The sequence below is a fragment of the Tautonia sp. JC769 genome (genome assembly GCF_040717455.1).
GTDB lineage: Bacteria > Planctomycetota > Planctomycetia > Isosphaerales > Isosphaeraceae > Tautonia.
Genome location: NZ_JBFEFH010000014.1, coordinates 1 through 26,575, shown reverse-complemented (window position 1 = coordinate 26,575; position 26,575 = coordinate 1). Strand labels below are relative to the sequence as shown.

The window sequence follows — 26,575 nt, the reverse complement described above, 5'->3', positions numbered from 1 at the left end:
GGGCGTGGAGCAGGCCCTCGACACCGGGGCCTGGCAAGCCGGTCGAGGGCCGGTGTCGGCCCGCGTCCGGTGCCCAAACTCTTCGCAATCAGCGGGCCAAGGCCCGAGGAGGTCCGCGAGAATACCGGAGCGACGGCCCGGCCTCGCCACGCCTGCCCGCCCGAAACTCAGCCCTCGCAACCGTTAACGCGATGGCCCATCCATGATGGGGCCCTGGTCCTGCTCACAGGCCGACGACGCCCCTGCCGAGGTCAACCGCCCGAGGTCTAGGCAGTGCTGCCTGTTCCGAGGCAGGCGGTTTGGCCGTGATGCCGTCCTTGAATCGGGTCTTGCGTGACCTCTACAATGGTCCGACCCGTCCGTTGGGATTGTCTCTTGCGTTTCATCGCGCCGGGGACTTGCCCGTTGCCCTCGATTTCTCCCTAGCCCTTGGGACCTCGACGTATGGCCAGCTCCGGCGACCGGATTTCGCAATTGCTCGACGAGTTCCGTAACTCCCGAGACGTGATGATCACCGAGCTGAGCAAGTCGGTCATCGGCCAGCGCGAGGTGCTGGAGCTGATCCTGGCTGCCATCTTCACGAGGGGCCACTGCTTGCTGGTCGGCGTGCCGGGCCTGGCCAAGACGCTCATCGTCAGCTCGATGGCCCGGATCCTCGACGTCGGCTTCAAGCGCATCCAGTTCACGCCCGACCTGATGCCCTCGGACATCACCGGGACGAACGTGCTGGAGGAGCCGGAAACCGGGCGGCGATCGTTCCGGTTCGTGCCCGGCCCGATCTTCTCGAACATCATCCTGGCCGACGAGATCAACCGGACCCCGCCGAAGACCCAGGCCGCCCTGCTCCAGGCCATGCAGGAACGCGAGGTCACGGTCGGGCAGGAGACCATGAAGCTGCCCGAGCCGTTCTTCGTCATCGCCACCCAGAACCCGATCGAGCAGGAAGGGACCTACCCGTTGCCCGAGGCCCAGCTCGACCGCTTCATGTTCGACATCCGGGTCGGCTACCCGAGCCAGGAGGAGGAGGAGAAGATCCTCTCGGCCACGACGAAGGGAGAATTCCCGGAGCTCCGCAAGGTGCTCTCGGCCAAGGCGATCGTGAACCTCCAGAAGCTCATCACCTCGGTGCCGATCTCCGACTACGCGGTCAAGTATGTCGCCAAGCTCGTCCGGGCCACCCGACCGGGTGACCCGCAGGCGCCGGCCTTCGTCAAGGAGCTGATCGACTGGGGGGCAGGCCCCCGAGCCGGCCAGAACCTCATCCTCGGCGGCAAGGCGATGGCCGCCATGGACGGCCGCTTCAGCGTCTCGCTCGACGACATCCGCAAGGTCGCCGTCCCGGTGCTCCGCCACCGGATCAGCACCAACTTCCAGGCCCAGGCCGAAGGGATGAGCCCCGACGACCTGATCAACCGCCTCGTCAAGGAAGTCCGCGAGCCCGACGTGCCGAAGTACGACCGCCGCGGTGGCGCCGCCTGATCGCCATCGCAAGCGCCTTCAGCTCCGCTCGATCCCCCCCGCCGAGTCGGGAGTCCCGTCCATGGCGACCCAGCGAACCTCCCTGCTCCTCGGTCCCGACGATGCCGGCCGATTCGTTTCGGCCGAGGAGTTCGTCGAGGCCGAGTTCGTCGAACCCTGGATTTACGAACGTGACGCCGGGAGGCTGGTCGTCGTGTCGCCCGAAGGCCAACGCCATCTCGACGACTCGAAACCCTGGCGTCAACGACTCAGCCGGTACTGGCTCGAGCACCCTGAGATCGTCGAGGAACTCGCTGTCCAGGCCTGGGTCCGCGTCGATGACGCCAACGACCGGATCGGTGACATCGGCGTCTATCTCGTGACCAACCGTCCGGTCCCGCCGATCCCCGATCGCGTGCCCGAGCTGATGTTCGAGGTCGTCAGCCCCGGCCGCCCTGCTCGGAAACGGGATTACGTCACCAAGCGACGCGAGTATTTCCAGCTCGGCATCCGGGAGTACGTCGTCATCGACCCGTCGAGTCGCGCGGTGACGGTCTTCACCAGGGGCCCTCATGCCTACCGCCGCCGCACCTTGCGTCGCGGGCAAGTGTATCAGTCGCCGTTGCTGCCGGGCCTGGCGATCCCGCTCGACGATGTCTTCTGACGCGACTTTTTGACGCGTCGCGCGAGCCGATCCCGTTTCCTGCCGGTACAATAACGAGCGGGACGACGCAAACCCTAGCCCGATCGGGAGGACGAGCCTTGGCCGTCACGGCCGAACAATACCTGAAGCCCGAGGTCATCCGCCAGGTGGCTCGGCTCGACCTGCGGGCGCGGTTCATTGTCGAGGGGTTCATCGCCGGCCTGCACGCCAGCCCCTTCCACGGCTTCTCCGTGGAGTTCTCGGAGCACCGCAAGTACACCGCGGGCGATAACATCTCCGACATCGACTGGAACGTCTTCGCCAAGACCGACCGCTTCTACATCAAGAAGTTCGAGGCCGAGACGAATCTGACCGGCTACCTGGCGATGGACCTCTCCGCCTCGATGGGCTACACCTACCGGCAGGATCTCACGAAGTTCGAATACTGCATCAGCCTGGCCGCGGCCCTGGCGTACCTGATGGTCCACCAGCAAGACCCGGTCGGCCTGGTCGCCTTCGACACCAAGATCCGCCAGAGCCTGGCGCCGAAGAGCAAGCGGACGCAGTTGACGAACATCCTCTCCTTGCTGGCCCGGCTCCGCCCGTCCGACGTGACCGACGTGGCCAAGAGCATGCACCAGCTCGCGGGGATGATCCGCCATAAAGGTCTGATCATGCTGTTCAGCGACCTGCTCGATGATCCCGAACCGATCCTCAAGGCCCTGTACCGCCTCCGCTACTCCGGGCACGATGTCATCCTCTTCCACGTCCTCGACGAGGCGGAAGACTCGTTCCCGTTCGACGGCATGGTCGAGCTGGAAGACAATGAGACGCACCAGAAACTCCTCGTCGATGCCAACGCGATGAAGGCCGATTACCTGGAAGAACTCACGGCCTTCCGCCAGCGATACCGGAAGGAGTGCCTCGCGGCCCGCATCGACTACGTGCCGCTCCATACCGGCATGCCATTTGATAAAGCGTTGATGAGCTATCTCCTCAGCCGGCAGGCCCGGGGCTGACCCCTCGCAAGGCAATGCATCGGGACGACGACGACTCATGGACATTTCCCTGATCCACGCGGGCCTGGCGGCGGGCGCGGCCCTGGCGGTCGTGCCCTTAATCCTGCACCTGGTCATGCGCCAGACGCCCAAGCGCGTCGTCTTTCCGGCCCTCCGCCTGCTCCAGCAACGGCACCAGCGATCGACCAAGCGGCTGAAGGTCAAGAATTGGCTCCTCTTGCTCGCCCGGATGGCCCTGGTCGCCCTCATGGCCCTGGCCCTGGCCCGGCCGGCGCTCAATGCCCGGGTGCCGCTCGGCGACCGCGAGGTGCCGACCGCGCTGGCCATGGTCATCGACACGAGCCTCTCGATGGGCTACGTCGAGCAGGGCAGGACCCGGCTCGACGAGGCGAAGGAGGTCGCCAACCAGGTCCTCCGCAAACTCCCCGAGTCCAGCCAGGTCTACCTGATCGATTCGGGAGTGCCGGCCATCCCGGCGGCGGTCTCCCCGTCGGCGGCCCGGAATCGGCTGGAGGGCCTGGAGCTTCGGGCCGCGAACCGGTCGCTCAACCTCTCGCTCGAACGGGCGTACGAGGCCCTGGCCGAGAGCCGACGCGACCTGCCCCGCCTCGAAGCGTATGTCCTGACCGATCTGGCCCGATCGTCGTGGGAGCCCGGACAGACCATCCCCGGGCGGGACCGGGTCAAGGAACGCTCCGGCCGGGAGGTCGCGACCTACCTCATCCGCCTCGCCCCCGACGAGTTCCGCAACGCGGCGGTCATCGGCCTCGAAGCTCGCCCCGCGTCGGAGCCGGAGGCCGACGGTCGGCGCCCCTTCGAGCTGGTCGCCACGGTCCGCAACACCGGCCCGTCGACGACTCGGCTCGCCGAGCTCATCCTCGATGGCTCGAAGCGCGGTCAGCAAGACGTGGAACTGCCGGCCGAAGGTCAGGTCGAGGTCGTCTTCCGCACCCCGGCCAGCCTCGACGCGGGCTTGCATCAGGCCGAAGTGCGACTCGAAGGGGTCGACCCCCTCCCCTTCGACGATCGACGCTTCGTCACCTTCGAATCCAGCCCCGCCTTCGATGTCCTGGTCCTTTATGATCCCGACCCCGACGACGAGCCCCGGTTCATCGACGCCACGTTCGTCGCCGGCGCCCTCGACCCCCAGGCCGCCGGCATCCCGAACCGGGTCGAGACGCTCAGCACCGATCAGTTCGACGACCGCATCCCCCGAGAGCTGTCGAATTATGCCTGTCTCGTTTTGAACAATGTCGCCCGCCTTTCGCCCCAGGCCTGGAACCAACTGGCAGCCTACGTTCGCAACGGCGGCGGACTGGTGGTCGCCCTCGGCCGGAACACCGAGCCGGCGGAATACACCTCCGAGGCCGCACGGGCCGTGATCCCGGGCCAGCCGGGAGCCCCCGTCTCCCCCGCCGGGGGCACCGCCTTCGGCGACATGGTCGATCCGAGCCACCCCTTGTTCTTCCCCTATACCCGGGAAATCGCCGCCGACCTGGCCAACATCCCGGTCTTCACCTATCGGGCGTTCCGACCGATCGAGGCCCCGTATGTCCGTCCGCTCCTGACCTATCAGGACGGGGCCCCCGCGCTGATCGAGGCGACCTTCGACGGGCCGCAGGTCGGCCGGGTCTTGCTCTGGACCACCCCCCTGTCCCGCCGGCCGACCCCCGGCGACCCCGACGCCTGGAACGAGTTCCCGAACCCCCTGGCCGGGTGGTCCTTCGTGGCCTTGATGCAGCGCACCGTCCCGTATCTGGCCGGTGCCTCGGGATCGCGATTGAACTACGAGGCCGGGGAGATCGTGATTCTCCCCCTCGAACCCTCGGTCCGGGCGGCGAGCTACCTCGTCCGGGGGCCGACGGATCAGCTCAACGAACGGATCAACCCCGACCGAGACGTCTCCGAGCTGATCGTCGAGGGGCCCGAGGCGCTCGGCCAGTGGAGCGTCTTGCCGGCCCGCGGGAATGACCAGGCCTCCGAGCGGCCGCAACTCGGCTTCAGCATCAACCCCCGGCCCGAGGAGGCGAACTTCCGGCCCCTCGAGGCGGAGGAACTGAATGCGATGCTCGGCGACCCCGAGACCTTCGCCCTGGCCGACTCGCCCGACGCCATCGATCGCGTGCAGCGGACCGCCCGGGTCGGCCGGGAGATCTTCCCCTGGCTCATGATCCTGATCCTCGTGCTGCTGACCGCGGAAAACTACCTGGCCAACCGATTCCATCGCGAGCCCGCCGCCGCGAGCCCGGCCCCCGCCCGCGTCGCCGCGTGATCGGGCCGTCGTCCTCCCCGAACGCCGTGACCGATCGACTCGACTCGACTCCCCGACCCCGTTGTAGACCGACGCGATGAGCGAACGCATCAGCCTGAGTCTCAGCCCGATCGGACACTGGGCCGTGGTCGTCCTGGCCGCGGCCGCCGTGGTGGCGTTGACGCTCTGGCCGTATCGGAAACGGCTGCGCGACAGCACCGACCGGCGCAAATACCTGGTCGTGGGCCTGCGAATGGTCGCGGTCCTCATGGCGTTGCTGGCGAGCGTCAGGCCCTCGGTCCTGATCATGCAACGGGTCAAGCAGCAGGTCTCGCTGATCTTCCTGGTCGACAGCTCGACCAGCATGAAGATCAACGACGAGGCCAATAACCGCAGCCGATGGGAGATGGCCCGTCGCGCCCTCGACCGGGCGCAGGAAGTACTGGGCGACACCTCGGCCGATGCCGACTCGGGCCTCGCCGTGAAGTATTACCGCTTCGACCGCGAACTGCACCCCGGCCTGCCCTCGGATGACATGACCGAGCCGGACGGCTTGCAGACCGCCCTCGGCCCCTCGCTGCTGGAAGCCGTGCGGCGCGAAAGTGGTTCACCGATCGCCTCGGTCGTGGTCATGTCCGATGGGGCATCGAATGGCGGGGTCGCCCCCTTGACGGCCGCGCAGAATCTGAGGGCCCAGGGGGTGCCGATCACGGCGGTCGGCTTCGGCTCGGCCGCGGCCGGGGCCGGGTCCCGGGACATCGCCGTGACCGGCGTGCAGGCCCCCGAGGCCGTCTTCGTGAAGAACGAGATGGAGGTGCGGGGGGCACTCCGCGTCCGGGGATACGCCGGCCAGGAGCTGGAGGTCGAGTTGCGGGCCGAGGGGTTCGGGCAGCCGGTCGCCCGGACGACCATCCAGGTGCCCGCCGATTCGGAGGTGGTGACGACCCCTCCCATGCGGTTCGCCCCGCAGGTCGCGGGCGAGCAGCTGCTGACCGTCCAGGTCGCCTCGCGAGAGGGAGAGCTGATCGACTCGAACAACGCGTTCAGCACCTTCGTCAGCGTCCTGCCCGGCGGGCTGAACGTGTTGCACCTCCAGGGACCGGGCACGATCTGGGAGGGCAAATTCGTGACCCGGGCGCTCGACGCCTCCCGGGAAATCCAGGCGAACCTGAATGTGATCCTCGGGCCCGGTCGGGGTGGACAGCCGGCGATCCCCGACGAGGCCTTCGCGCCAGGCGCTCACGACGTGTACATCCTCGGCGACGTCCCCGCCGAATTCCTCTCCCCGAACCAGCAGCGCTTGCTCGCCCGGGCCGTCCAGGCCGGGGCCGGACTCATCATGCTCGGCGGACGCGACAGTTTCGGCGACGGCGGCTGGGGGGGGACCCCCCTGGCCGAGATCCTCCCGACCATCATGCGGCAGGGAGACGGCCAGATCGAGCCCGAGGGCGGCCTGCAGGTCATCCCCAACCCCCAGGCGCTCGACAACTATGTCTTGCAGCTCGGGCCGAGTCAGGCCGAGACGGCGAGCACCTGGCAAGAGCTCCCGCCGATTCCCGGCGCCAGCCGACTCGGCCGGCCGAAGCAGTCGGCCGTCGTCTGGGCGCAGACCCCGGATCGCGAGCCGTTGATGGTCGCCCAGGACGGCCGCGGACGGGTCATCGCCTTCGGCGGCGAGACCTGGCCCTGGTATCGCGCCTCGGAAGCCAGCCAGGACGCCCACCGCAAGTTCTGGCGGCAGGCGATCCTCTGGCTCGCCCACCAGGAAGACCAGGGGCAATCGCGCGTGGAACTCCGCCTCGATCGCCGTCGCGTCCCCATCGGCGGGGCCGTCGAGCTGTCGGCCCTCGCCCGAGACGATCAGGACCGCCCCATCCCCGACGCCCGCTACGAGGCGATCGTTCGCCCTCCCGGGGGCGAGGCCGCCGTGCCGGTCGATCTGTTCTTCCAGGAGGACCGCGCCCGGGGCACCTATGCCGCCTCCGGCGACCCCGGGATCTACGGCGTCGAGGTCATCGCCCGGGGATCCGACGGGAACGAGATCGGACGGGCCACCTCCCGATTCCTCGTCTACCAAGACGACCAGGAGCTGGAGAATCCCGCGGCCAACATCGCGCTCCTGCAGCAACTCTCCGAATTGACCGGCGGCCAGTTCCTCCGCCCCGAGCAACTCGACCGCTATCTCAATGACCTCGATCCCGAGTCGTTCAGCCGGGTCGAGACGCAGGTCGAGTATCGCCTCTGGGACAACTGGCCGTTCTTGATCTGCTTCGTCGGCACCCTCGGCGTTGAATGGTTTGTCCGGAAGCGGATGGGATGGGTATGATCGTCGATCCTTGATCCTCGATCCCGCTCGCACGGCGTCACCCCGCGGCCGGCCTCCGAATGGCCCGCCCCTGATCCCCCCCTTTCGGAGAAACCCTCGTGCCGTGGTTCGAACTGGCGGGCCTGCTCGCCTTGATCCTGGCCAACGGTGCATTTTCGACTTCGGAACTGGCGATCGTCTCGGCTCGGAAAGGGCGGCTCGACGCGCTGGCCAAGACCGGAGACCGACGCGCCCGGGCCGCCCTGGAACTGGCCGACGACCCGAACCGGTTCCTCTCCACCGTGCAGATCGGCATCACCCTGATCGGCACGCTCGCCGGGGCCTTCGGCGGGGCCACGCTGGCGAAGCCGCTGGCCGAGTCGCTCCGCCCGCTCCCGGCCATCGACGACTCGGCCGAGCCGATCGCGCTGGGGATCGTGGTCGTCGGGATCACCTACGCCACGTTGATCCTGGGCGAACTCGTCCCCAAGCGCATCGCGCTGGCAGCCCCCGAGCGCATCGCCCGGCTCACGGCACCGACCCTCCGGCTCCTCTCCCGCATCACGGTCCCCCTCGTCCGACTGCTCAGCGGGTCGACCAACCTGGTGCTCTACGCGATCGGGATCCGGCAGACCAGCGAGCCTCCCGTGACCGACGACGACGTCAAGCAGATGATCCTCCAGGGGATCGAGCACGGCGTCTTCGAGCCGGTCGAGCACGACATGATCCGCGGCGTCCTCCGCCTCGGCGATCGGCGGGCCGGCGTGCTCATGACCCCCCGCAGCGAGGTCGTCTGGCTCGACATCGACGACTCCCCGGAGGAGATCCGGCGCAAGGTCACCGCCAGCCCGCATTCCAGTTTCCCGGTCTGCAACGGCTCGATCGACGACGTGCTCGGGATCGTCCGGGTCAAGGACTTGCTCGCCCTCGGCCTCTCCGAACATGCTGTTTCGTTGAAAGGTCGCCTCGCCATCCCCCTCTTCCTCTACGAGGGGACCCGAGGGCTGAAAATCCTCGACACCTTCCAGAAAACCGGCCATCACTTCGCGGTCGTGCTCGATGAATACGGCTCGGTCGAAGGGGTGCTGACCCTGACCGACCTGCTCGAAGCCATCGTCGGCGACCTGCCCGGCCCGGGGGAGTCTCCCGGACCGCGGGCCGTGCCTCATCCGGACGGCTCCTGGATCGTTGACGGGATGCTCCCCGCCGACGCATTCCGCGACCACGTCATGCACCGCGACCTGCCCCCGGGCGACTACCACACGGTCGCCGGGTTCGTCATCACCCAGCTCGGTCACATTCCCGCCGTCGGCGCCTCGCTCGAATGGAACAATTACCGATTCACCGTGGTTGATGTTTCGGCCAATCGCGTCCACAAGATCCGGGTCAGTCCCGCGGAAGAACCGCCCTCCGCCCCAGAGACGTGACGCCGATCAGGACCAGCAGCCCCGCCGTCCCGGACGAGATGATTCCCCCGGCCATCAGCCCCGGTGCCCGGTACGTCATCTCCACCTCGATCCTCCCCGGCTCCGGCAGCGCCACGACCCGAAACGCGTGATCGCCCCGATCGATCGGCACGGCACGACCGTTCACCGTCGCTCGCCATCCTGGCATCCAGGTGTCGGCCACGACCAGGAGGCCAGGCGCCTCGGTCGTCACGCGGATGACGACCCGATCGGGATGCGTTTGCTCGTACTCGGCCGGTGTATACGGTTGCCGGGGGCCTTCGATCCCCCGCAATGGGTCGCTCGCCATCACGACGCACGACCGGGGGTCGACCTCGGCCAGACGCGGCAAGGCCCGAGCGGGTTCGACAATTTCGACGCCCGGGACCATCCGGGCCCTCGGCAAGGCCGTCGGATTCCTCATCAACTCGAATCGCGATATCCCCCTGCTCCCCGTCTCGATCACCGGCCCGACGCCCAGTCGGAGGGGACGATCGGCCAGCACGAAGGCGACGCCCAGACGGTCCATGACCGCCCGGATCAGCCCCGTATCGAGCGCTCGAACGGCTGGAGCGGCCTCCGACTCCCGAACCATCGCATAGAGCGGCCGGATCACCTCCGCCGCATGACGAACCTGGAACAGGTCATTTATGTTTGTTTTTTCAATGTCGTCACGCCAGGCCTGGAGGTCGAGATAGAACCTGTCCCTGGCCCGGACGCGGAAGGGTTCCTCAGGGCGATGCCGATCGAAGGCGTCCGAGACCGCATCACCTCCCAGGAATCGATCCGCCGGGGCGGTGGGGACGACCTTCACGGCCGAGAGCGACAATTCAAGGATCACGATCCCCGCGAACACGATCGCCGTGCGCTCTCCATCGCCCCGACGAGACACCGACCAGCACAAGACGGCCCCCACCGCCGCGATCGTGGCAAGGGCCAGCTCGTCCCGGGCAAGCTGCTCGCAGGCGAGCAGCCACCGCGACCGAGCGGCACCTCCCGCCCGGTCCTCGCCCGCTTCCGCCATGAGACTGCCCACGAGCCCCACCAGCACACAGGCAACGACAACCGCCAATACTCGTCCATACATATTCACCCATCGCATCGAACGTCGGCGATCCACGGCCGACCCGAGCACCTGCACCCCCATCCCGGCGAGCACCGCAGCCGCCGTGGCAGCCAGGAAGAGGGATCGGGCCGGCACCCGGGCGGCCTCCATCCCTGGGAATCCCGCCACGACCGCAGCCAACCCCAGGGACCGTCCCCCAGCGAACCAGAGGCCCAGGCCCAGCAGCGCGGACCAACCCCAGGCCGATCGACGATCCGGAAACGCCGCGATGCCCAGCGCCATCAGGACCAAGGGTGCCCACCCGAACGACACCATCGTTTCCCACAGGTTCCCCCGCCCGAAGTAGGAGAAGGGTCCTCCCAGCGCCCTCGGCGAGACCAGTTGCATCAGGTTCGACGGCCAGAGGTGGTACACGCCCGCACCTCCCCCCCCTTCCCCTCCCATCGGCCCCGCCGCCCAGGGCCTCGCATGCAGCGCCGGCACCCACTCCACCGCCGAAAGCCCCAGCGCGAGCAGGAACGCCACCCCCCATCGCGCCAACCGCCCAACCGCGTCACGACCCTCGCCGGTCGGCCGCGTCGTCTCTCGTCCCCGCCGCCGTCTCGCCGCGATCAGCGTCAACGCATCCCACGCCGCCCAGCCCGCGAGCGCGAGGCCGAGATAGACACCCTCTTGCGGGTGCCCCGTCATGACCGAGCAGCCCAGGCCCAGCGACAAGAGCACGCCGCCGGGCCGTCGCCCTGTTCGCAACAAAAGCGCACCGAGCAAGGCCCAGGGGTACCAGCTCACCGACCAGACGTGAGGCAAGTGCCCCTCGATCACCTGCGCGATGATGTAGGGATTCATCATCACGCTCACCCCGGTCACGGTCGCCGCCAGCAGACCGAGTCCGACCACCCGGGCCAGGGCGAAACCGCCGAGGCCCAGCCAGAGCAAATGCAGCACGGTCAGCCAGCCCAGCGCCGACGGCCCGCCCCACGACCAGGCAAGCCAGACCGGCGGATACCAGAGGCCCGCTTGCGGATTGCCCGCGTTGGGCCGACCGGCGAAGCCCCGAGGGTCCCACCGCGGGATCGTGCCCGACTGCCGCCAGTGCTCGCTCTGCCAGAGAAACCGAGGGAGGAAGAGGCCCGTCAGGTCATTCCCGATCGGCCGCTTGCCCGGTCGATACCCCTCGTCAATCCAGGATCGTTCACCATCGACAATGAGTGCGCCCGGATCCGACACCAGGCCCGAGAACCCCACCAACAAGGCGACCAGCAGCGCAGCCAACGGTCCCGACTGCCGCAACCCTCGACGGGCATGTGCAACGGCCGCCCTCATCTTCATCCGTCCGACGCGAGCCGGCCCGCCTTGCTCCGCCAGGCGAACAGCGAAACGGCCGCGGCCGTCGCGGCATTGAGCGACTCGACCCCCGGCACGATCGGGATTCGTCGACGACGGGGATGCCCCCGCCATCGCGTCGGCAATCCCGGCCCCTCCACGCCCGGGAGCAACCCGAAACGATCGGGCCACGGCTCCTCATCGAGGGCCGGCCCGTCGAGATCGAGCGGGATGATCGGCACCGAATCACTCACCAGGTCGTTGATCGACGGCCCGAACGCAAGCGGGACCTGGAACACCGCCGGCCCCGCCGCCCTGACCGCCTTCGGGTGGAACGGGTGAGCCGCTTCCTTCAACAGGACGACCCGCGCCACCCCGAAGGCCGCCGCCGATCGCATCACTGCCCCCACGTTCTCCGGGTCCTGGAACGGCACGAACAGCGAGCAGCCGTCGGGCCAATCTCCCTCCGCCGACCAGTCCGGGATCTCCGGCACCCGCGTCAGCAGCAACGGGGCTCCGGTCCCGGAAACGTCGAGTTCCCGGAGCAATTCCGGATCGAGCCGCCACCAGATCACCCGAGGCCCGATCTCCTGCGGGGGCGGGTCACCCTCGGGGCCGGTGAGCCAGGCCTCGATCCGATCGGGGAACCGATCGACAATCTCGGTGACGATCCGATGTCCCGCGACGAGTGCCCGGCCGTGCTTGCGGATGCCTCGGCCGGACAGCACGTCACGCGCGAGCCGGAACGACGGGTTCGAGGCGCTCGAGACCTCCTTGACCGCCCCGGAAAAGGCCCGGGCCCGCGGAGTCTCCGCCGTCGGCAGCGTCGCCGAGACGACCGGGGCCTCCAGCCGCTCGTACACCACGAACCGCCGACGATGCTCGGTGCCCGGGATCCGGTCGGCATGATCGCCGACCAGGCGGTAGGCCGCTCCCAGGCTCCGGCGTGCCTCGGCAATCTCGTCATCGCAATCGGGCCCCTTGAGGAAGATCATGCGGCCACCCGGGCGGAGGCAGTAGGCCACCCGCTCCAGGGTTTCCGGGATCGTCGCCACGGCCCGCGAAATCACCCCCTCGACCGGCCGGGTGAAGTGCGGGCCGACCTTGCCCGCGTGCACCTCCGCGCCATCCAGGTTCAGCCGTTCGCAAACGTGACGGAGGAACGCCGCCCTCGCCCCTCGGGGCTCGGCCAGGATCATGTGGACGCCCGGCCTGGCGATCTTCAGGGGGATGCCCGGCAGCCCCGCCCCCGAGCCCATGTCGACCAGCGGGCTCGGCAGCTCGACATGCCTGAGCACCAGCAGGCTATCCACATAATGCTTGAGCACCATGTTCTCGAAGTTGCGGATGCGGGTCAGGTTCAGTTCCGCGTCCGCCTCGCGCAGCAGGCGATGATACGCCCAGAGCGCGTCATACTGCGACTCGCCCAGCGGCAGGCCACACCGTTCGAGAATCGCCTTCAGCGCGGCCCGGCTCGGAGTGCTTGGCACGACCGTCAATCTCCCCTTCGATCCGATCAGGACAGTGTGCCGCCTTCGACCTCAATCGCCTCGCCCTTCGCCGCGCTGGGCGGGCCGAGCAGGATGGCCAACCACCGGGTCTCGTCCGACCCCTCCAGCACGATCTTCAAGGCCATGGTCAGCGGGACCGACAGGAACATGCCCACCGGCCCCAGCACCCACCCCCAGAAGATCAAGGAGATCCAGACCACCAGGGTCGAGATGCCCAGCCCCTTGCCCATCGCCGGCGGCTCGACCAGATACCCGATGACGAAGTTCACCGCCAAGAAGAGCAGCACCACCCCCATCGCCACCGGAAACCCATTCTGGACCAGGGCGAGCATCACCGGCGGGATGGCGGCAATCAGCGAGCCGATGTTCGGGATGAAGTTGAGCAGGAACGCCAGCACCCCCCAGAGCACCGGGTAATCCACCCCCATCAATGCCAGGCCGATCGCCACCGGGATCCCGGTGGCCAGGCTGATCCAGGACTTGATCACCATGTAGCGCCGCTGGTCGGCCAGGATTTTCACGGTCCGGCTGATCGCCGGGCTCTCCGTCCCCACGATCGCCCGCAGCTTCGCGGGAAACGCCCCCGACTCCAGCAGGATAAACGCCACCGTGATGAGAATCAACAAGCCATTGCTCAAGAGATTACTCATGCCCGCCAGCAATCCCCCCAGCATCCGGACCCCGTAGGCCGGGTCGAAGATCGCCCCCTCGCTCCGCTCCGGAGGGACGGGCAGGCCCATCGAGTCGAGCTTGTCGAACACGTCTTCCCGCAGGCCATACAGCTGCCTCTGGATTTGCGGCAATCTCCAGAGCAGCTCGTTGAGCGAGACGCCGACATACGCCAACCCGAGCACGAGGATCACGCTGATGATCAGCGTGACCAATCCCACGGCCGCCCACCGGGGCATCCCCCACCGGGCGATCTGATCGATCTTGGGCGAAATGATCACGGCCAAAAAGAGGGCGAGCAAGAACGGCACGATCAGGTCGGACGCGGCTCGAATGCCCGCGATGATCAGGATGAACGCGGCCAGATTGATCAGGAAGCCCGTCGACCTCGACCAGGCCAGGCGATCACTCATCGGTCTCACCCCGGGGATGACGTCGGATCGACCCGTCTCAGCTACTCGCACTCCGATACGATCGCAAGGCACGACGGAAGAACCAGCGACTGACCCACAAGCTCACCGCCGTGGCCAACAGCGTAAAGCCGACCAGCCGCCAGTCAAGCATCTTCACCATCGACTCGGCCGGCACGTTGACCACCAGCAGGAAGGGCACGATGAACGTGAAGAACAGGCCGATCGGCTCGGCCCAACTCACGCGCAGGTAAATCTCGCGAGGATAGCGCGTCAGGCTGCTGAACAGCCACCAAAGCTCCATCATGCTCTGATTCCTGACCAGCCAGACCCCCGTGGCCGTCAGGAGCACCATGAAACTGTACGCCAGCATCACCCCGCAGCCGAACACTAGGAGGAAGACCGCGACCCGCATCGGGTCGAAGGCCCAATCAAGGTTCACGAGCGAGAGCCCCATCACCGCCACGCCCATCAACACGTTCGGCGCGGTCGACCAGTCAACCCGGCGGCATGTGATCAAGAATTGCTCGTCAATCGGCCTGAGCAGGAGGAAGTCCAGGTCCCCCTTGCGCACCAGCTCGGCGAACTCGTTGCAATTCTCCAGGAAGAGCGTCTCCAGCAGCCCGTTCATGGCGAAGTAGCAGCCGACGAAGAACAGATACTGCGGCTCCGACCAGTCCGCGATCACGCTCGTCTTCGAGAACACGACCCGGTAGAAGGCCAGCAAGATGCCCAGCCAGAGCACCTCCACCGACACCTTCACCAGGAAGTTCCCCCGGAATGACAGCTCGCGAACCAGCGTGTATCGGGCAAGCTGGGCGTACAGGCGAAAATAGCGCAGCGCACCGCTCATGATTAGGGTCGATCGGCCTCGGGAGACTCAGGGGCCTCAGAACCACGCGGCACGATTCTACCAGAACCGCTCGAAGAAAATCCGCGCGATCGGAAGATCGGGGCCCCGAACGCCTGCCGCCCGCCGTCAACCGGCCCTCGCCCCATCGTCCTGTTCGCCTGCCTTCCGAGGTTTCCCCCTCGGGTGGCAGCGTGCGTGCACCGCGAGCAGGTGGCTGATCTCGACTCGGGTGTAGATCTGCGTCGTCCCGATCGACGAATGCCCCAGGATTTCCTGAACCACGCGCAGATCCGCCCCACCCGCCAGCAGGTGCGTGGCGAAGCTATGCCTCAGGGTGTGGGGGCTGACCCGGGTCGGCAGGCCCGCCGCCAGGGCGTGCGTCTTCACGATCCGCCAGAGCCCGGTCCGCGAGAGGGGCCGACCGGACCGGGCGACGAAGACCGTCTCCGTCTCGGGGCATCGAGACACCAGCCGGGGCCGATCGGCCCGAAGGTACGTCTCCAGGACCGCAAGCGCACGCGACCCGATCGGCACCATCCGCTCGCGGTCTCCCTTGCCGATGCAACGGACCGTCCCCGAATGGAAGTCGATGTCCCCGGGCCGAAGTGAGGTCACCTCCGAGGCCCGGCATCCCGTCGCGTAGAGGGTTTCGAGCGCGGCCCGGTCTCGGCGCCCCAGGATCGAGTCGGCATTCGGGGTCGTCAGCAATGTCTCCACGGCCGCCGGCCCCAAGACCGTCGGCAAACGCTCCCAGAGCTTCGGAGCCACGAGCAGCTTGGCCACGTTCTCCGAGAGCCGTCCTTCATCGACCAGGAATCGGAAAAAGGTCGAGAGGCTGGCCAGGTGCCGACAGATGCTCGAAGGGGCCAGATCCAGCAGCCCCAGGTAATCGACATAACCGGCCAGCGTGCCGATCCCGATCGCCTCCAGGGGGCCTGGCGCATGCTCGGCCCGCCACCGGGAAAACTTCGAGATGTCCGCCCGATAGGCCGCCAGGGTGTTCGGCGAGACCCGGCACTCAGCCATCAGGAAGTGCAGGAACGGCCCGAGCGGGTCCGCATCCCGGGACAATCGCACGTTCGGCGGACGTCTTCGCTTCGCCTGCGGATCAGGGTTCATCGCCAACCGCTCGCTCCTGCCCTCTCCGGCTGCGACTCAGGCACAGCCCCTTGGTAGGAGTCGATCGGTTGCAACGCGCCGTCGCTTGAAGCCAACCCCGCGAGAATGAGACAGGAGGCCATCACGGTGACCTCCCATTCTCGGGACCCCGGCCCGGCTCCCCCTCACGGTGGTCAGCCGACCGGCAAGGCGTCGGCCAGGTTGTGGTCGGCGGCAACCGCCCGAAGCTTCTCGAGGGCCCGGTCCTGAATCTGCCGGACCCGCTCCTTCGAGACCTGGAGGACCTTGCCCACCTGGCTCAGCGAGAGCCGTTGCTTGCCTCCCAGGCCGAAACGGAGCGCCAGGACCTGCTGCTCGCGAGGCCGGAGCGATTCGAGCAAGAGGGTAATCGTCTCGTCCGTATCGACGTCGTCGGTCCGGTCCGAGTCGGGATCGCTCATCGTCTGCAGGAGACTGAAGCTCCGGTCGGTGTCGATCGTCGCGTCGAGCGAGATCGTCGGCCGGGTCGCGGCATGGATGCGGCGGATCATCTCGGCCGAGGGGCCATGCCCCCCCGACGGTCGGGCCGGGGCCTGCTCCAGCTCCCCATCCTCGTCCCCCGCCGGGCGGACCCCCACCTCGTCCTGATTCTGGGCAAGCTGCCGCAGGTGCCTGGGGCTCAGCTTCACGGGGTAGGCCCCCGACGCCACCGCCCGCTGCATCGACTGGCGAATCCACCAGGTCGCATACGTCGCCAGCTTCGTCTCGTGATTCAGGTCGAAGCGGTCGATCGCCTCGAGCAGGCCGCAAAAGCCCTCTTGCATCAGGTCGCCGTAAGACACGCCCCGATCGCGGAACCGCTTCGCCACGTGGGCCACCAGCCTCAGGTTGGCCAGGGCCAGCTTCGACCGCAGTTCCTTATACCGCTGATACACGGCACCGAGGCGCGTCTCGAGCCGGGGGTCCTGCGTGCAGGTCGCCGCGATGTAGAGCGCCATCGCCTGGGGGTTGTCCGGGGCCCCTTCGGGGGGGGCGAACTCCGGGATCGCCGCCATCGATTTCGCAAGTTTCGATTTACAATCACCCAGCTCTCGGAGCAATTCACGTTCCTCGGCCGGAGCGAGGACTCGGGTGACGGCGCCATCGAGGCCCGCAAAACCATCCGTCTCGCCGATCTGTCGTGCCGAACGCATGGCTGTACCCCCTTCGGGGCTCCTCAGGGCTGGGTCGAACTCGGGCGTTCCATCGATCCAAAAGGGTTTGGTCCCGTGTCCGTCGAGTGCAGCCGCCTGGCGAACTCGCGCAGGTGGGCGATGCGGTCGCCGAAACTGGCGGCGACCACGCGAGCCCTCAATGCGGGAGTCAGTGCCGACCCACCCAGGACCACCGCGGTCTCCGTCCTGGAGACCGAGGCATAAAAGGATTGATAATCGTGGAGGAATGCCGCCTCGTCCTCCAGGTGGCTCACCGAGAGCCAGACCAGCCTGGGCTGCTGGACTCGGATCGCCCTGGCCAGCGAGGCCAGCGGGAGGTTCGGGCCGAGATTGACCACGTCCCATCTCAGCTCTCGCAGCGAGAGCTCGGCCAGGAGGCCGGGCAAGGTGTACAGGTCCCCTTCCGGAGCCGCACCGATGGCCAGGGGAGACTCTTCCGAGGGTGCCGGGAGCGTCCGGATCAGCTCCAGCAACGCCGACTCGACGATCCGAGATGCGCGATGCTCCTGATAAACGTCCAGGGACCCCCGTTCCCAGTCGTGGCCGATCGCCTGCATCGCCGGCCTGACGAAATCGTCCGCCAATGCAACCGACCCGCCAAGCGTCGTGTAAGCCTGCAAAAGCAGTTTGCGTGCCACCGACGCCCGACCCCGCTTCAGGGCCGTCTCCAAATGCTCCCAGGTGCTGGGCCCGGTCGCCGGAAGCTCATCCTCGCCGGAAGACTCGGACGCCACCCGGATCAGGCGATCCGTCGGCAAGCCCCGCTCCCGGGCGAACTGCAAGGCTCCGGAGAGCGGCACCAGACGATGCCCCCCCACCGTACGCCTCGCCGGCAACTCTCCCAGATCGACCCAGCGCTTGATCGAGCTGACACTCACGTCCAGCAGATCAGCCAGTTGTCGAGTTTTGAGGAGGATATCGACCACAGCAATAACCGAATGAGCGGTTTCGATTGGACGTTTTGAACGATTTCATCCTAGGGTGAAACCGCTCCCGAAACAAGGCCTCGACGAACTCTTTTCGGAAAAACTCACAATTCCCCCGATGTCCCGACCGAGCCACGGATGCTTTGAACGCTTTTCGTGGACGGCCTGTCGGCGTGACCGCTCGAAAATCGTTCAAGCTGGTCTCCCTCCGACCATGTCCCCATCGCTCGGCCCATCCCAGGGTCGGCCCATGAGGATGGCAGCTTCCGGAGATCGCATCGGCGTCTCGTGGCCTCCTGCTCTTCTCTTCGTTCGCGAGGAGGCCGATGTTCGACTCCTGCTGAAATTTCAGAAAATACTGAAAATCGAAGGACTGGTCCCCGACCCGGGCGGCCGTTATGCTTTGCGCCAGGCCTCCGGATGCCGACGTGGCAACCGGGGCGCGGCAAGATCGGGCACGGATCGTCTCGTCTCCCGGGACGAGCAATCGGAGAGCCGGAGCAATGGCCAGCGGTTGGGATCGCGATCGGTTGATCGCCTTGTTGAAGCGAGACGCCCTGAAGCTCGGGCAATTCACCCTGGCCAGCGGCCGGTCGTCGCACTACTACGTCGACGGCAGGCGGGTTTCACTCTCTGCCGAGGGGGCGGCGATCGTCGGCGCGGGGATGCTGGCCTTGCTCGCCGAGATCCCGGAGGTCGAGGCCGTGGGTGGCCTGACGATGGGGGCCGATCCGATCGTCGGTGCCACCCTGGCCGCGGCGGGCATGGGCTCGATACCCCAGCTCAAGGGCTTCCTGGTCCGGAAAGAGGCCAAGGGGCACGGCACCGGCAACCTCGTCGAGGGCCCCCTCGAACCGGGGTCGACGGTCGCCATCCTCGACGACGTGGCGACCACCGGCGGCTCCTCCCTGAAGGCCGTCGAGGCGGTCCGGGCGATGGGCTGTTCCGTGGCCCGGGTCCTCGTCATGCTCGACCGCCTGGAAGGGGCCGCCGACGCCTTCGCCCGGGCCGGCGTCGAATTCCGAGCGTTGCTGACGATCCGGGATCTCGGCGTCGAGCCGCTCCAACCGGCGCAGTGAGAGTCGAGTGACGGGCGAAGTCGAGTGGAATCGAGCCTCCATCGCACCCTGAAGCAGCATTATGCCGGCGGGCCCGGCGGCCGGGTCGAGGTCGCCGTGGGGCGAGACCGGGCCGATGCCCTCACCGGAGACGGGCGGCTGGTCGAGGTCCAGTGCGGGCCGACGGCCTCCTTGCGGCCGAAGCTCGGCCGATGGCTCGACGGCTCCCGGGTCCGGGTCGTCCTCCCGGTCGTCGTCGCCCGTCGGATCGTCCGCCGATCGCATCGCGACGGCCCGGACATCTCGGCCCGATTCAGCCCGAAGCGCGGCCTCCCGTTCGACGCCTTCGAGCACCTGGTCGGCCTGGCCGGCCTGATTCCCCATCCGAACCTGGACATCACGATCACGGCCGTCGAGATCGATGAACTCCGTCGCTGCGGGTCGCGCGGCCGGTCGACCGTGATCCTGGATCGCCGGTTGCGTCGGATCCTCTCCGAGACCGCTGTCCGGGCCCCCGACGACCTGCTCGCCTTGCTCCCCCCCGGCCTCCCCGACCCGTTCTCCAGCCGCGAACTGGCCGCGCTGACGGGCCGACCCGACTGGATCGCCCGCCGCGCGGCCTATTGCTTGCGGATCGCCGGGGCCGCCGTCGAGGTCGGCCGCCTCGGCCGGTTCCGGGCCTACCGATTCCGGTCGGCCGTCGCCCCCCGGCTCGAGGCGGGCGATCCCGGATGCCTCTCGATCAGCTCGTCGACCGATTCCAGGCGATCGGGGTCGTCCACGCGCACGCCCGCCTCGGACATCATGACTCGAATCTGACCCGGCGGCTTCTCCTGCTGCCGACGCGAGATGACCCGGGCGGTCCAGCCCACCGCCAGCCCGATTCCCAGGGCCCGGATCAAGGAAACCTCGGTCCGCTCCGGCTCCCCATCTCCCTCCGATTCGGTCGGAAGTCCCGACGCCAGGCGTTCCAGCCCGGAATCACCCCCGGGCGTCGCGGTCAACGGTTTCGGAACCCAGGGGGTCGCCGAGGTGATCATCGCCAGCGCGGCGTCGATCGCCTCGGACGAAGCGGGGCGGAGCGGTTCCGGCTCCGGGCTCGCCTGCGGGTCGGTCGCGATCCGCTGTCCCGGGCTCGGATCGGCCTGAGATCTCGGCAAGACCGTCGAGCCGCCCCCGCTCCCGGGATCGAGACGATCCCGGCTCACCCCCTGACCGACTCCGATCGGCACCATCTGGCCGAGCTCGGTCCCTTCCGCCAGCGAGGCGGTCGCGGTCAAGGCTCCGCCCAGATCCGGGTCGATCGCGACGATCCGCAGCGGTTCGACCGTGGGAAACCCGATCGGGGCGATCTCCGGGGTCAGCATCGGCCCCACGGGCATCCCAACCCCGCCCCCTGCCATCGCGGCGGTCGGCGAGAAGACGCCCTCCCCCCCGGCGAGGGCATTCGAGGGGCTCTGGAAGAGGGGCGAGACCGTGACCTCCCCCATCCCGAGGTCGAGTTGCGACGTGGGCGGATCGAACCCCACCTGCGGCAACCCGGCAGCCGGAGCCGCCAGCCGCATCCCCAGGGCCGGCCCCTGGCCGACCCCGTTGAGCGGGACCGAGTCGAGGATCGACCAGATGTACCTGAGGTCCACCCGGCCATCGATCGCCTGCCCCGTCTTGTTGACGAGGCGGACAAGGTAGACGCCCGGCTTCAACTGGAGATGGACCCCGTTGATCGCCCGGGGGGCAGACCCGAGGTCCACCCGGCCGGTCGGCCCGATCAGTTCGACCGTCAATCCACCGCCCGGGTCGTCCAGGGTCAACGCATAGTTGGCCTCGAACGCCACCACGAACCGGACGGTGGTTGACGAGCCCGGCACGACGGACACCGAGTGCTCGACGGGATCGAGCGATCGCGTCGGCAACAAGACCCCCAGATCGTTCGGCCGACGGCCGGTCGGTTCGGTCGTCACCTCGAACCGGCCAAGAACCCCCTCCCCCTGCCCCTCGGCCACCGGGTCGCGGCCGACCAGATCGACCAGGCCCCCCGACTCCGCGAGCCGGATCTCGTACCGTCCCCGCGGGAGCCGATCATGGAAGACGACCGACAGCGACGACCCCGCCCGGTTCGTCGCCACGATCCCCGTCTTCCAGACCTTGCCCGAGGCATCGACCAGCACGATCGGGCCACCCGGCAGGGTCGAGTCCGATTGGTGAGACGCCCCAACCCGCACGACACCGTCGAAATGGATCGTCAACCCGGTCGGCACCGGATCGGCCGGATCGACCCGGTCCAGCTCCACGCCAGTCACCCGGGTCGGAGCATCGGCCACGTCCGCCACCAGGGCCAGCGAGTAAGCCCCCCCTCGCTGGGCAGACAGGTTGACCGGCAAGGCCCCCGTCACCGGGTCGTAACCGCCGAGCGACGGGTCGTTCCCCGCCCCCGAAAGACCCACGTAATACGTCCCCGGCTCCAGCCCTTCGAACAGGAAGGGGTCGGACGGCACATCGGCCATGCCGAGCGTCCCGGTCCTGAGCAATCGCCCCTCGGCATCGAACAGCGAGAGCCGGCTCAGCAAGGGCGACCCCAATCGCCCCGCCGACACCTCCAATCCGAGCCTCCAGAAATGATCCGGGCCGAGTTCGAACCGATACAGCGCCACGGCGGTCGGATCCGCGTCCAGGTTGAGCGATCCGCCCACCTCCACCAGGTTCGGCCCGAGCGTGCCCAGGGGAGTTGCGTCCGACAGCCTCGGGCCGGTCGGCGTGACCGGGGGCTCGACCGGGCTTGGTTTCGGCTGGGCCGGCGGCTCGACGGCCGCCGCGACGACCCGGAATTCCGACAGGATCACGTCCGTCCCATCGCCGTCATAGATCTCCCCCCCCAGCCCCACGAAGCGGGCATTGCCGGAGAGCGTCAGCCGATAGTCGCCCGCCTCGAGCGGCTGATCCGGGATCAGCAGCAGGACCGAGCCGTCTCCGGAGAGCCTCAGCGTCGGCGGCCGGCCCGGGCCGAAGATCGTCTGCACACGCCCGTCACGCCCGGTCCGCTCCAGCGTGAAGTCCGACGAAGCGAGCGCCTCGTTCGAGAGCGGCACGCTGAAGCGAACGGCCAGCTCCTTGATCTGCCCCGCCGTCGGCGCGTCCTCACCCCCGGTATCGACCCCTTCGATCGCGATCGACGCCGGTGCGGGCTGCCCCGGAGGAGGAAGCACGACGGGCGGAGGCGAGCCGGGGTCGGGCAGCTCCGGGTCCCAGACGATCGGGTCTCCCTCGCTCGGACTCGGCTCGGAACCATCGAACCAGGGATCCTCCCAGTCCATCAGCGTGGTCATCACCGTCGACCCGCCCGGGAACATCGCGCCGGCGAGGTCCTCGCCGCCGAGCGGCGGCACGGGGGGCAAGATCTCGTCCCAGGTCGTCTCCTCCCCGCCGAACGCCCCGCCGAGATCCTCACCGATCGGCTCCCAGAACGTGCTCGTCGGGTCCGGGAAGGGAGCCACCTCGACGCTCGACAGGGAATCGCTGGAGAGCACGACCCGGACCTCCAGCCCTTCGACTCGAGGGCGGCCGGGCGGGCGTCTGGCTCGTTGCTCGTCGCGTGGGTGTGCCATTCTCAACGCCTTTCGTACCCCGACACCAGGTTCCCGGCACTCGGCGAGGATTTCGGAGAACGCGTCAGCCGATCGTTCGGGGTTCATTCACCCAACCTTAGATCGCAATTCGGGAAAGACTTGGCTCGCTTGCCGATCAATGGAGCCACTTCGAACCACCTTCGCCGCCACGGGGGCGCCGAGACCGGGGAACACCCCCGACCTTCGCGCCGTCATCGGGGGGAAAAACGTGCGGAGTCCCCTCCTGAAAGAGGAGCCGAGATCAGGAGGGGACCCCGCAGCACGCTCCCGGCTCCGGGAGCGATCCGGTCAGGAGAGGCCGAACGGGCCGACCTCGTCCATCTTCCCTTGCCATCGCCGGGCCGCCGAGCCCGGCACCAGTCGATCGTCGTCATCCAGGTCCACCGCGTGGTCGATCACCTGGGTGAACCAGAGCGGGGCCGCTCCCGAGAAGGCGGCCGTGGCAAAGCCCCCCATCGCCGCGCGAGTCGGCTGGACGAACTCCACCTCCCCGTACGAGGCCTCCTGGTTCGGCTGCGCATCCCAGCGATGAACCAGGCCTTGCATCCCGACGTTCTGCACCAGGGCCGAGGGCGGGGCGGCCACGACCTGCGACCAGGGGACCCTCGCCTGACCCGGAGAGGCCATCATCTGATTGATGAACCCTCCCCCCTGGCTCGGCTGCTCGGGGACGGTCGTATTCGGCGGCGCGACGATGGCCGAGGGGATCGGCCCGCCGCTGAAGTCGGCCCGCAAGGCATAGGCCCCGATCCCGTTCACCCCGCTGTTCGACCCATTCCAGCCCATCGCCCTGATGTAAACACCCGTGCCGGCCGGGACCCCGGTGAATTTCAGGGACACGGTCGCCCCGAAGGTCGAGCCGGCACTCGGCGGGACCGTCCAGGCGACCAGCTGCATGGCCGAGTTGTAGACCATGAATCGAGGGCTCAGCGAGCTGAGGTTCCTCGACTGCATGGTGATGACCATCTCCCCGCTCGTATTGCCCGGCGCCTGGACGTAGAACCAGTCCTCGTCCTGGTTCGAGGTGATGTCCAGGTTCGGCAGCGTGACCCGGCGGTTCCCGTCCATCAAGCCGGAGATATTCACCGCCGACCAGGGGGTCTGGTTGTTCTGGAACAGGTCGACCCAGTCGTGCTGTCGAACGCCGTAGAGCGACCGAATGCCGGCGATGTCGTCCGAGGTCAGCCCCTGCTTGACCCCGTTGTACGTGCCATACATGACCGCCGTGCTGAATTCGGAGTGCCCGAGGCCGAGCGAGTGACCGAGCTCGTGGATCGCGACGGTCTGAACGTCGAAATTCGCGCCGACGTTCCAGCTCGACGTGCTGTTCAGGATCACGTCGCCGGCCAGCGTCCCCCCGTGGAACGGCGGCGGCAAGAACGCCTGCCCCAGCGCCTGCGGCGCCATCGGCGTGGCATAGAAGCGGATGTCGCCGAACCGAGGGTCATTCTGCTGGTTCCCCGAGACCCCCATCGGGGCACCCGAGTCGGGGACCTCGGCCATGTTGAGATTCGCGGCCGACTGCCAGAGCGCGGCCGCGCGTCGGATCGCGAATTTCCAGTCGGCTTCCGAGATACCCCGGCTCGCCATCGACTGGTTCATCTGGTTCGGGACCCCTCCCACGTTCGTCCCGTCGGCGGGGATGCTGTAGGAGATCCGGCTGCCGTAGGCCCACTGCCCCCCGAGGGTCGAGTACAAGAGTAAGCGTTGCTCCAGCCCCTCAAGCTGCGGTTTCCGGCCGGCGGAACCGTGCCGACGTTCGACGGATTGGTGTTGCATCTTGCTTCCAAACATCGGGGATCATCCTTTCGTCTCGTGGGAACAAGACGCAGCGTTAGGCACCGTTCTGTCTCTGCCTCCGCCGCGACGGCTCTTCCAGGCCCGCCGCGACGGCGTTTTTGAGCTGTTCAACACGCCTCTGAAAGAAACCTAGTTCATTCCTTGCTTTCAAAAACTCGGACGCCGAACGGTGTTGCTTCACGGCAACATCTCCCCCGCAATCCCCAATTCGGGACTCGGCCGTCTCAGGCCCCCGCCGCACGATCGGGCCGCCCCGACGGCCGGACGCGTGCCGAGTCCTCCCCCGTCGCCTGCCGGGCGAACGATCCAGGCATCAACACCCCCCGGGCCGACGATCCCGGAAAACTCGAAATCCAGGCAATGGCGTTCTTGAATTGATGCCCGATTTCCCGGATCATAACTCGTTGTGGAATCCCACCCTGCAACATCCTGAATCTGAGGCTGTGGGTGGTTGAATCACCCCTTGTGATGGTCAGGGAACGCTTGCAGCGGGACCTCCCCCCATCCAGGGCCCCTCTCAACGGGAGGCGCAGACGAGTGAAGGCCGACCCTCTCTCCCAGGCCCATTACTCGATCGCGGCCGTTTCGAAGCTGAGTGGCGTCAGTTGTCACACGCTCCGGGTCTGGGAACGGCGCTATGGCTTCCCCATACCCGAACGGCTCGCGTCAGGTCATCGTCGTTATCCCGCCCAGCAGGTCGACCTGATCTGTCAGGTCGCCCGCCGATGCCAGTTCGGCGGCTCGATCGCCCAGCACATCGCCGAGGCCCGGGCGGGGCATCCCCCCCCGCCGTCGCCGGTCGATCAGCAGGCCCAGACCCCTCCGGTCACCGGCCACCTGATGACCGAGCTGATCGACACCCTCCAGCGTGCCGACGCCCGCTCCGCCGAGGCGATTTACCGCCGGCTGACCGGCGGCCTCTCGCCGGAGGAGATCGCCAACGCCATCCTCACCCCCGCCCTGACCGACGCCGGCGAACGCCTGTTCCGCAAGGACTGCTCGCTCGTCGAGGAACGCCTGGCCACCATGTTCTTCCTGCGCAAGCTGGCGGCCCTCGTCGACGACGCTCAGCGTGCCAACGCCGCCCCCCGGGGGCGCGTCATCGTCTTCGTCATGCAGGGAGACCGCCACGAAGGCGGCGCCTTGATGCTCAGCCTGGCCCTCGAACTGGCGGGCTGGCGATCCCTCTTCCTCGGAGCAGACCTGCCGATTCACGAGGTGCAGCGCGGGATCGAGCGCTGGCAGCCGGTCGCCGTGGGGGTTTCTCTCAGCCTCTCGCGCAATATCCGCAAACGCTTCGACGAGCTGGAAAGCCTCCGCGGCGCGCCGATCTTCGTGGGCGGTCGGAGCCTGCTCAATTACCAGGGGCTCGCCCGGCGCTGCGGCCTCGGCGTCGTCCGAGGGCCGGCGATCCCCAACGTCGGCCGATACCTTGAAGGCCTGGTCGGCCACGGTCGTCAGGCGGAACACGATGGGGACGTGGTGACCTCGGGACCTTCCGTGCTCCCCCCGCATCACCTCCGGGGCGAGGAGTACCCCGACTGGCACGACGATTCGCCGAACCCGAATGCTCACCCGGGAGCCACCCCGTCGGGCGATTTCCGCCAGGATGAAACCGCCCATCAGCCGCTCTAACGATCCGTCCCTTCCAATATCAATCCTCATCAACCAAACGAACGAAGCCACCCGCATACACGGGTGGCTTCGTCGCGTCACGTCATTGTTTCCGATCGGCCGATCGTGCTCAGCCCTTGAACGGAGCTTGCGGGGCCGGGGCCACCTGCGGGGCCGGAGCCACCTTGGCCGGGGCCTGGGGGGCCGGGGCGACCTTGGCCGGGGCCTGCGGGGCCGGGGCGACCTTGGCCGGAGCCTGCGGGGCCGGGGCGACCTTGGCCGGGGCCTG

At 67.8% G+C, this 26,575-nt stretch carries 17 protein-coding genes; 8 read left to right on the top strand and 9 right to left on the bottom strand.

Annotation, left to right across the window (positions count from 1 at the left end):
• Positions 1-507: 507 nt before the first annotated feature.
• The 6 genes from AB1L88_RS14775 to AB1L88_RS14750 all read left to right on the top strand — a co-directional run bounded on the left by AB1L88_RS14775 (position 508) and on the right by AB1L88_RS14750 (position 9,103).
• Complete coding sequence (locus AB1L88_RS14775; protein WP_367097532.1) at positions 508-1,479, top strand: MoxR family ATPase; 972 nt, start codon at positions 508-510, stop codon at positions 1,477-1,479.
• Between the two features lie 61 nt (positions 1,480-1,540).
• A complete protein-coding gene (locus AB1L88_RS14770) occupies positions 1,541-2,122 on the top strand; it encodes a Uma2 family endonuclease (RefSeq protein WP_367097441.1) in 582 nt (193 codons plus the stop codon).
• Between the two features lie 98 nt (positions 2,123-2,220).
• Positions 2,221-3,120 (top strand): DUF58 domain-containing protein, encoded by a 900-nt coding sequence (locus AB1L88_RS14765; protein ID WP_367097440.1) that lies wholly within the window; start codon positions 2,221-2,223, stop codon positions 3,118-3,120.
• Positions 3,121-3,157: 37 nt separating this feature from the next.
• A complete protein-coding gene (locus tag AB1L88_RS14760) occupies positions 3,158-5,392 on the top strand; it encodes a BatA domain-containing protein (RefSeq protein WP_367097439.1) in 2,235 nt (744 codons plus the stop codon).
• Positions 5,393-5,468: 76 nt separating this feature from the next.
• Complete coding sequence (locus AB1L88_RS14755) at positions 5,469-7,697, top strand: glutamine amidotransferase (protein WP_367097438.1); 2,229 nt, start codon at positions 5,469-5,471, stop codon at positions 7,695-7,697.
• 98 nt (positions 7,698-7,795) lie between these two features.
• Positions 7,796-9,103 (top strand): hemolysin family protein, encoded by a 1,308-nt coding sequence (locus tag AB1L88_RS14750; protein WP_367097437.1) that lies wholly within the window; start codon positions 7,796-7,798, stop codon positions 9,101-9,103.
• On the opposite strand, the gene AB1L88_RS14745 is transcribed toward AB1L88_RS14750, so the two are convergent.
• The 7 genes from AB1L88_RS14745 to AB1L88_RS14715 all read right to left on the bottom strand — a co-directional run bounded on the left by AB1L88_RS14745 (position 9,063) and on the right by AB1L88_RS14715 (position 18,191).
• On the bottom strand, positions 9,063-11,510 hold the full coding sequence (locus AB1L88_RS14745) for a hypothetical protein (RefSeq protein ID WP_367097436.1): 2,448 nt from the start codon (positions 11,508-11,510) through the stop codon (positions 9,063-9,065). The two genes, AB1L88_RS14750 and AB1L88_RS14745, sit on opposite strands and share 41 nt — an antisense overlap.
• A 2-nt stretch (positions 11,511-11,512) precedes the next feature.
• Entirely contained in the window at positions 11,513-13,000 is a 1,488-nt protein-coding gene (rsmG, locus tag AB1L88_RS14740; RefSeq protein ID WP_367097435.1) for a 16S rRNA (guanine(527)-N(7))-methyltransferase RsmG, read from the bottom strand.
• Positions 13,001-13,026: 26 nt separating this feature from the next.
• Positions 13,027-14,103: an AI-2E family transporter gene (locus AB1L88_RS14735; protein WP_367097434.1), complete on the bottom strand. Its 1,077-nt coding sequence runs from the start codon at positions 14,101-14,103 to the stop codon at positions 13,027-13,029.
• 37 nt (positions 14,104-14,140) lie between these two features.
• Positions 14,141-14,953, bottom strand: coding sequence for an ABC-2 family transporter protein (locus AB1L88_RS14730; RefSeq protein ID WP_367097433.1), 813 nt, complete (start codon positions 14,951-14,953; stop codon positions 14,141-14,143).
• A 126-nt stretch (positions 14,954-15,079) separates the two neighbouring features.
• Positions 15,080-16,072 (bottom strand): site-specific tyrosine recombinase, encoded by a 993-nt coding sequence (locus AB1L88_RS14725; RefSeq protein WP_367097432.1) that lies wholly within the window; start codon positions 16,070-16,072, stop codon positions 15,080-15,082.
• A 173-nt stretch (positions 16,073-16,245) separates the two neighbouring features.
• Positions 16,246-17,244 (bottom strand): sigma-70 family RNA polymerase sigma factor, encoded by a 999-nt coding sequence (locus AB1L88_RS14720; protein ID WP_367097431.1) that lies wholly within the window; start codon positions 17,242-17,244, stop codon positions 16,246-16,248.
• A gap of 23 nt (positions 17,245-17,267) precedes the next feature.
• On the bottom strand, positions 17,268-18,191 hold the full coding sequence (locus tag AB1L88_RS14715; RefSeq protein WP_367097430.1) for a B12-binding domain-containing protein: 924 nt from the start codon (positions 18,189-18,191) through the stop codon (positions 17,268-17,270).
• A 503-nt stretch (positions 18,192-18,694) separates the two neighbouring features.
• Here AB1L88_RS14715 and pyrE point away from each other — a divergent pair.
• Positions 18,695-19,270 carry an orotate phosphoribosyltransferase gene (gene pyrE / locus AB1L88_RS14710; protein WP_367097429.1) on the top strand — a complete coding sequence of 192 codons (576 nt, stop codon included), beginning with the start codon at positions 18,695-18,697 and terminating at the stop codon, positions 19,268-19,270.
• A 659-nt stretch (positions 19,271-19,929) separates the two neighbouring features.
• Here the strand turns inward: pyrE and AB1L88_RS14705 are convergent.
• Both AB1L88_RS14705 and AB1L88_RS14700 read right to left on the bottom strand, forming a co-directional pair.
• Entirely contained in the window at positions 19,930-22,851 is a 2,922-nt protein-coding gene (locus AB1L88_RS14705) for a hypothetical protein (protein ID WP_367097428.1), read from the bottom strand.
• A gap of 309 nt (positions 22,852-23,160) precedes the next feature.
• Positions 23,161-24,666: a matrixin family metalloprotease gene (locus AB1L88_RS14700; RefSeq protein ID WP_367097427.1), complete on the bottom strand. Its 1,506-nt coding sequence runs from the start codon at positions 24,664-24,666 to the stop codon at positions 23,161-23,163.
• Positions 24,667-25,209: 543 nt separating this feature from the next.
• Here AB1L88_RS14700 and AB1L88_RS14695 point away from each other — a divergent pair.
• The gene (locus AB1L88_RS14695) at positions 25,210-26,307 is read left to right on the top strand and encodes a MerR family transcriptional regulator (RefSeq protein WP_367097426.1); all 1,098 of its coding nucleotides are present in this window, start codon (positions 25,210-25,212) and stop codon (positions 26,305-26,307) included.
• Positions 26,308-26,575: the final 268 nt, after the last annotated feature.

Excerpts from the sequence above, each read along its gene's own strand:
- AB1L88_RS14775 (WP_367097532.1), top strand. The coding sequence starts at position 508 with ATGATCACCGAGCTGAGCAAGTCGGTCATCGGCCAGCGCGAGGTGCTG.
- AB1L88_RS14770 (WP_367097441.1), top strand. The coding sequence starts at position 1,541 with ATGGCGACCCAGCGAACCTCCCTGCTCCTCGGTCCCGACGATGCCGGC.
- AB1L88_RS14760 (WP_367097439.1), top strand. The coding sequence starts at position 3,158 with ATGGACATTTCCCTGATCCACGCGGGCCTGGCGGCGGGCGCGGCCCTG.
- AB1L88_RS14755 (WP_367097438.1), top strand. The coding sequence starts at position 5,469 with ATGAGCGAACGCATCAGCCTGAGTCTCAGCCCGATCGGACACTGGGCC.
- AB1L88_RS14745 (WP_367097436.1), bottom strand. The coding sequence starts at position 11,510 with ATGAGGGCGGCCGTTGCACATGCCCGTCGAGGGTTGCGGCAGTCGGGA.
- AB1L88_RS14735 (WP_367097434.1), bottom strand. The coding sequence starts at position 14,103 with ATGAGTGATCGCCTGGCCTGGTCGAGGTCGACGGGCTTCCTGATCAAT.
- AB1L88_RS14730 (WP_367097433.1), bottom strand. The coding sequence starts at position 14,953 with ATGAGCGGTGCGCTGCGCTATTTTCGCCTGTACGCCCAGCTTGCCCGA.
- AB1L88_RS14725 (WP_367097432.1), bottom strand. The coding sequence starts at position 16,072 with ATGAACCCTGATCCGCAGGCGAAGCGAAGACGTCCGCCGAACGTGCGA.
- AB1L88_RS14720 (WP_367097431.1), bottom strand. The coding sequence starts at position 17,244 with ATGCGTTCGGCACGACAGATCGGCGAGACGGATGGTTTTGCGGGCCTC.
- pyrE (WP_367097429.1), top strand. The coding sequence starts at position 18,695 with ATGGCCAGCGGTTGGGATCGCGATCGGTTGATCGCCTTGTTGAAGCGA.
- AB1L88_RS14705 (WP_367097428.1), bottom strand. The coding sequence starts at position 22,851 with ATGGCACACCCACGCGACGAGCAACGAGCCAGACGCCCGCCCGGCCGC.
- AB1L88_RS14700 (WP_367097427.1), bottom strand. The coding sequence starts at position 24,666 with ATGTTTGGAAGCAAGATGCAACACCAATCCGTCGAACGTCGGCACGGT.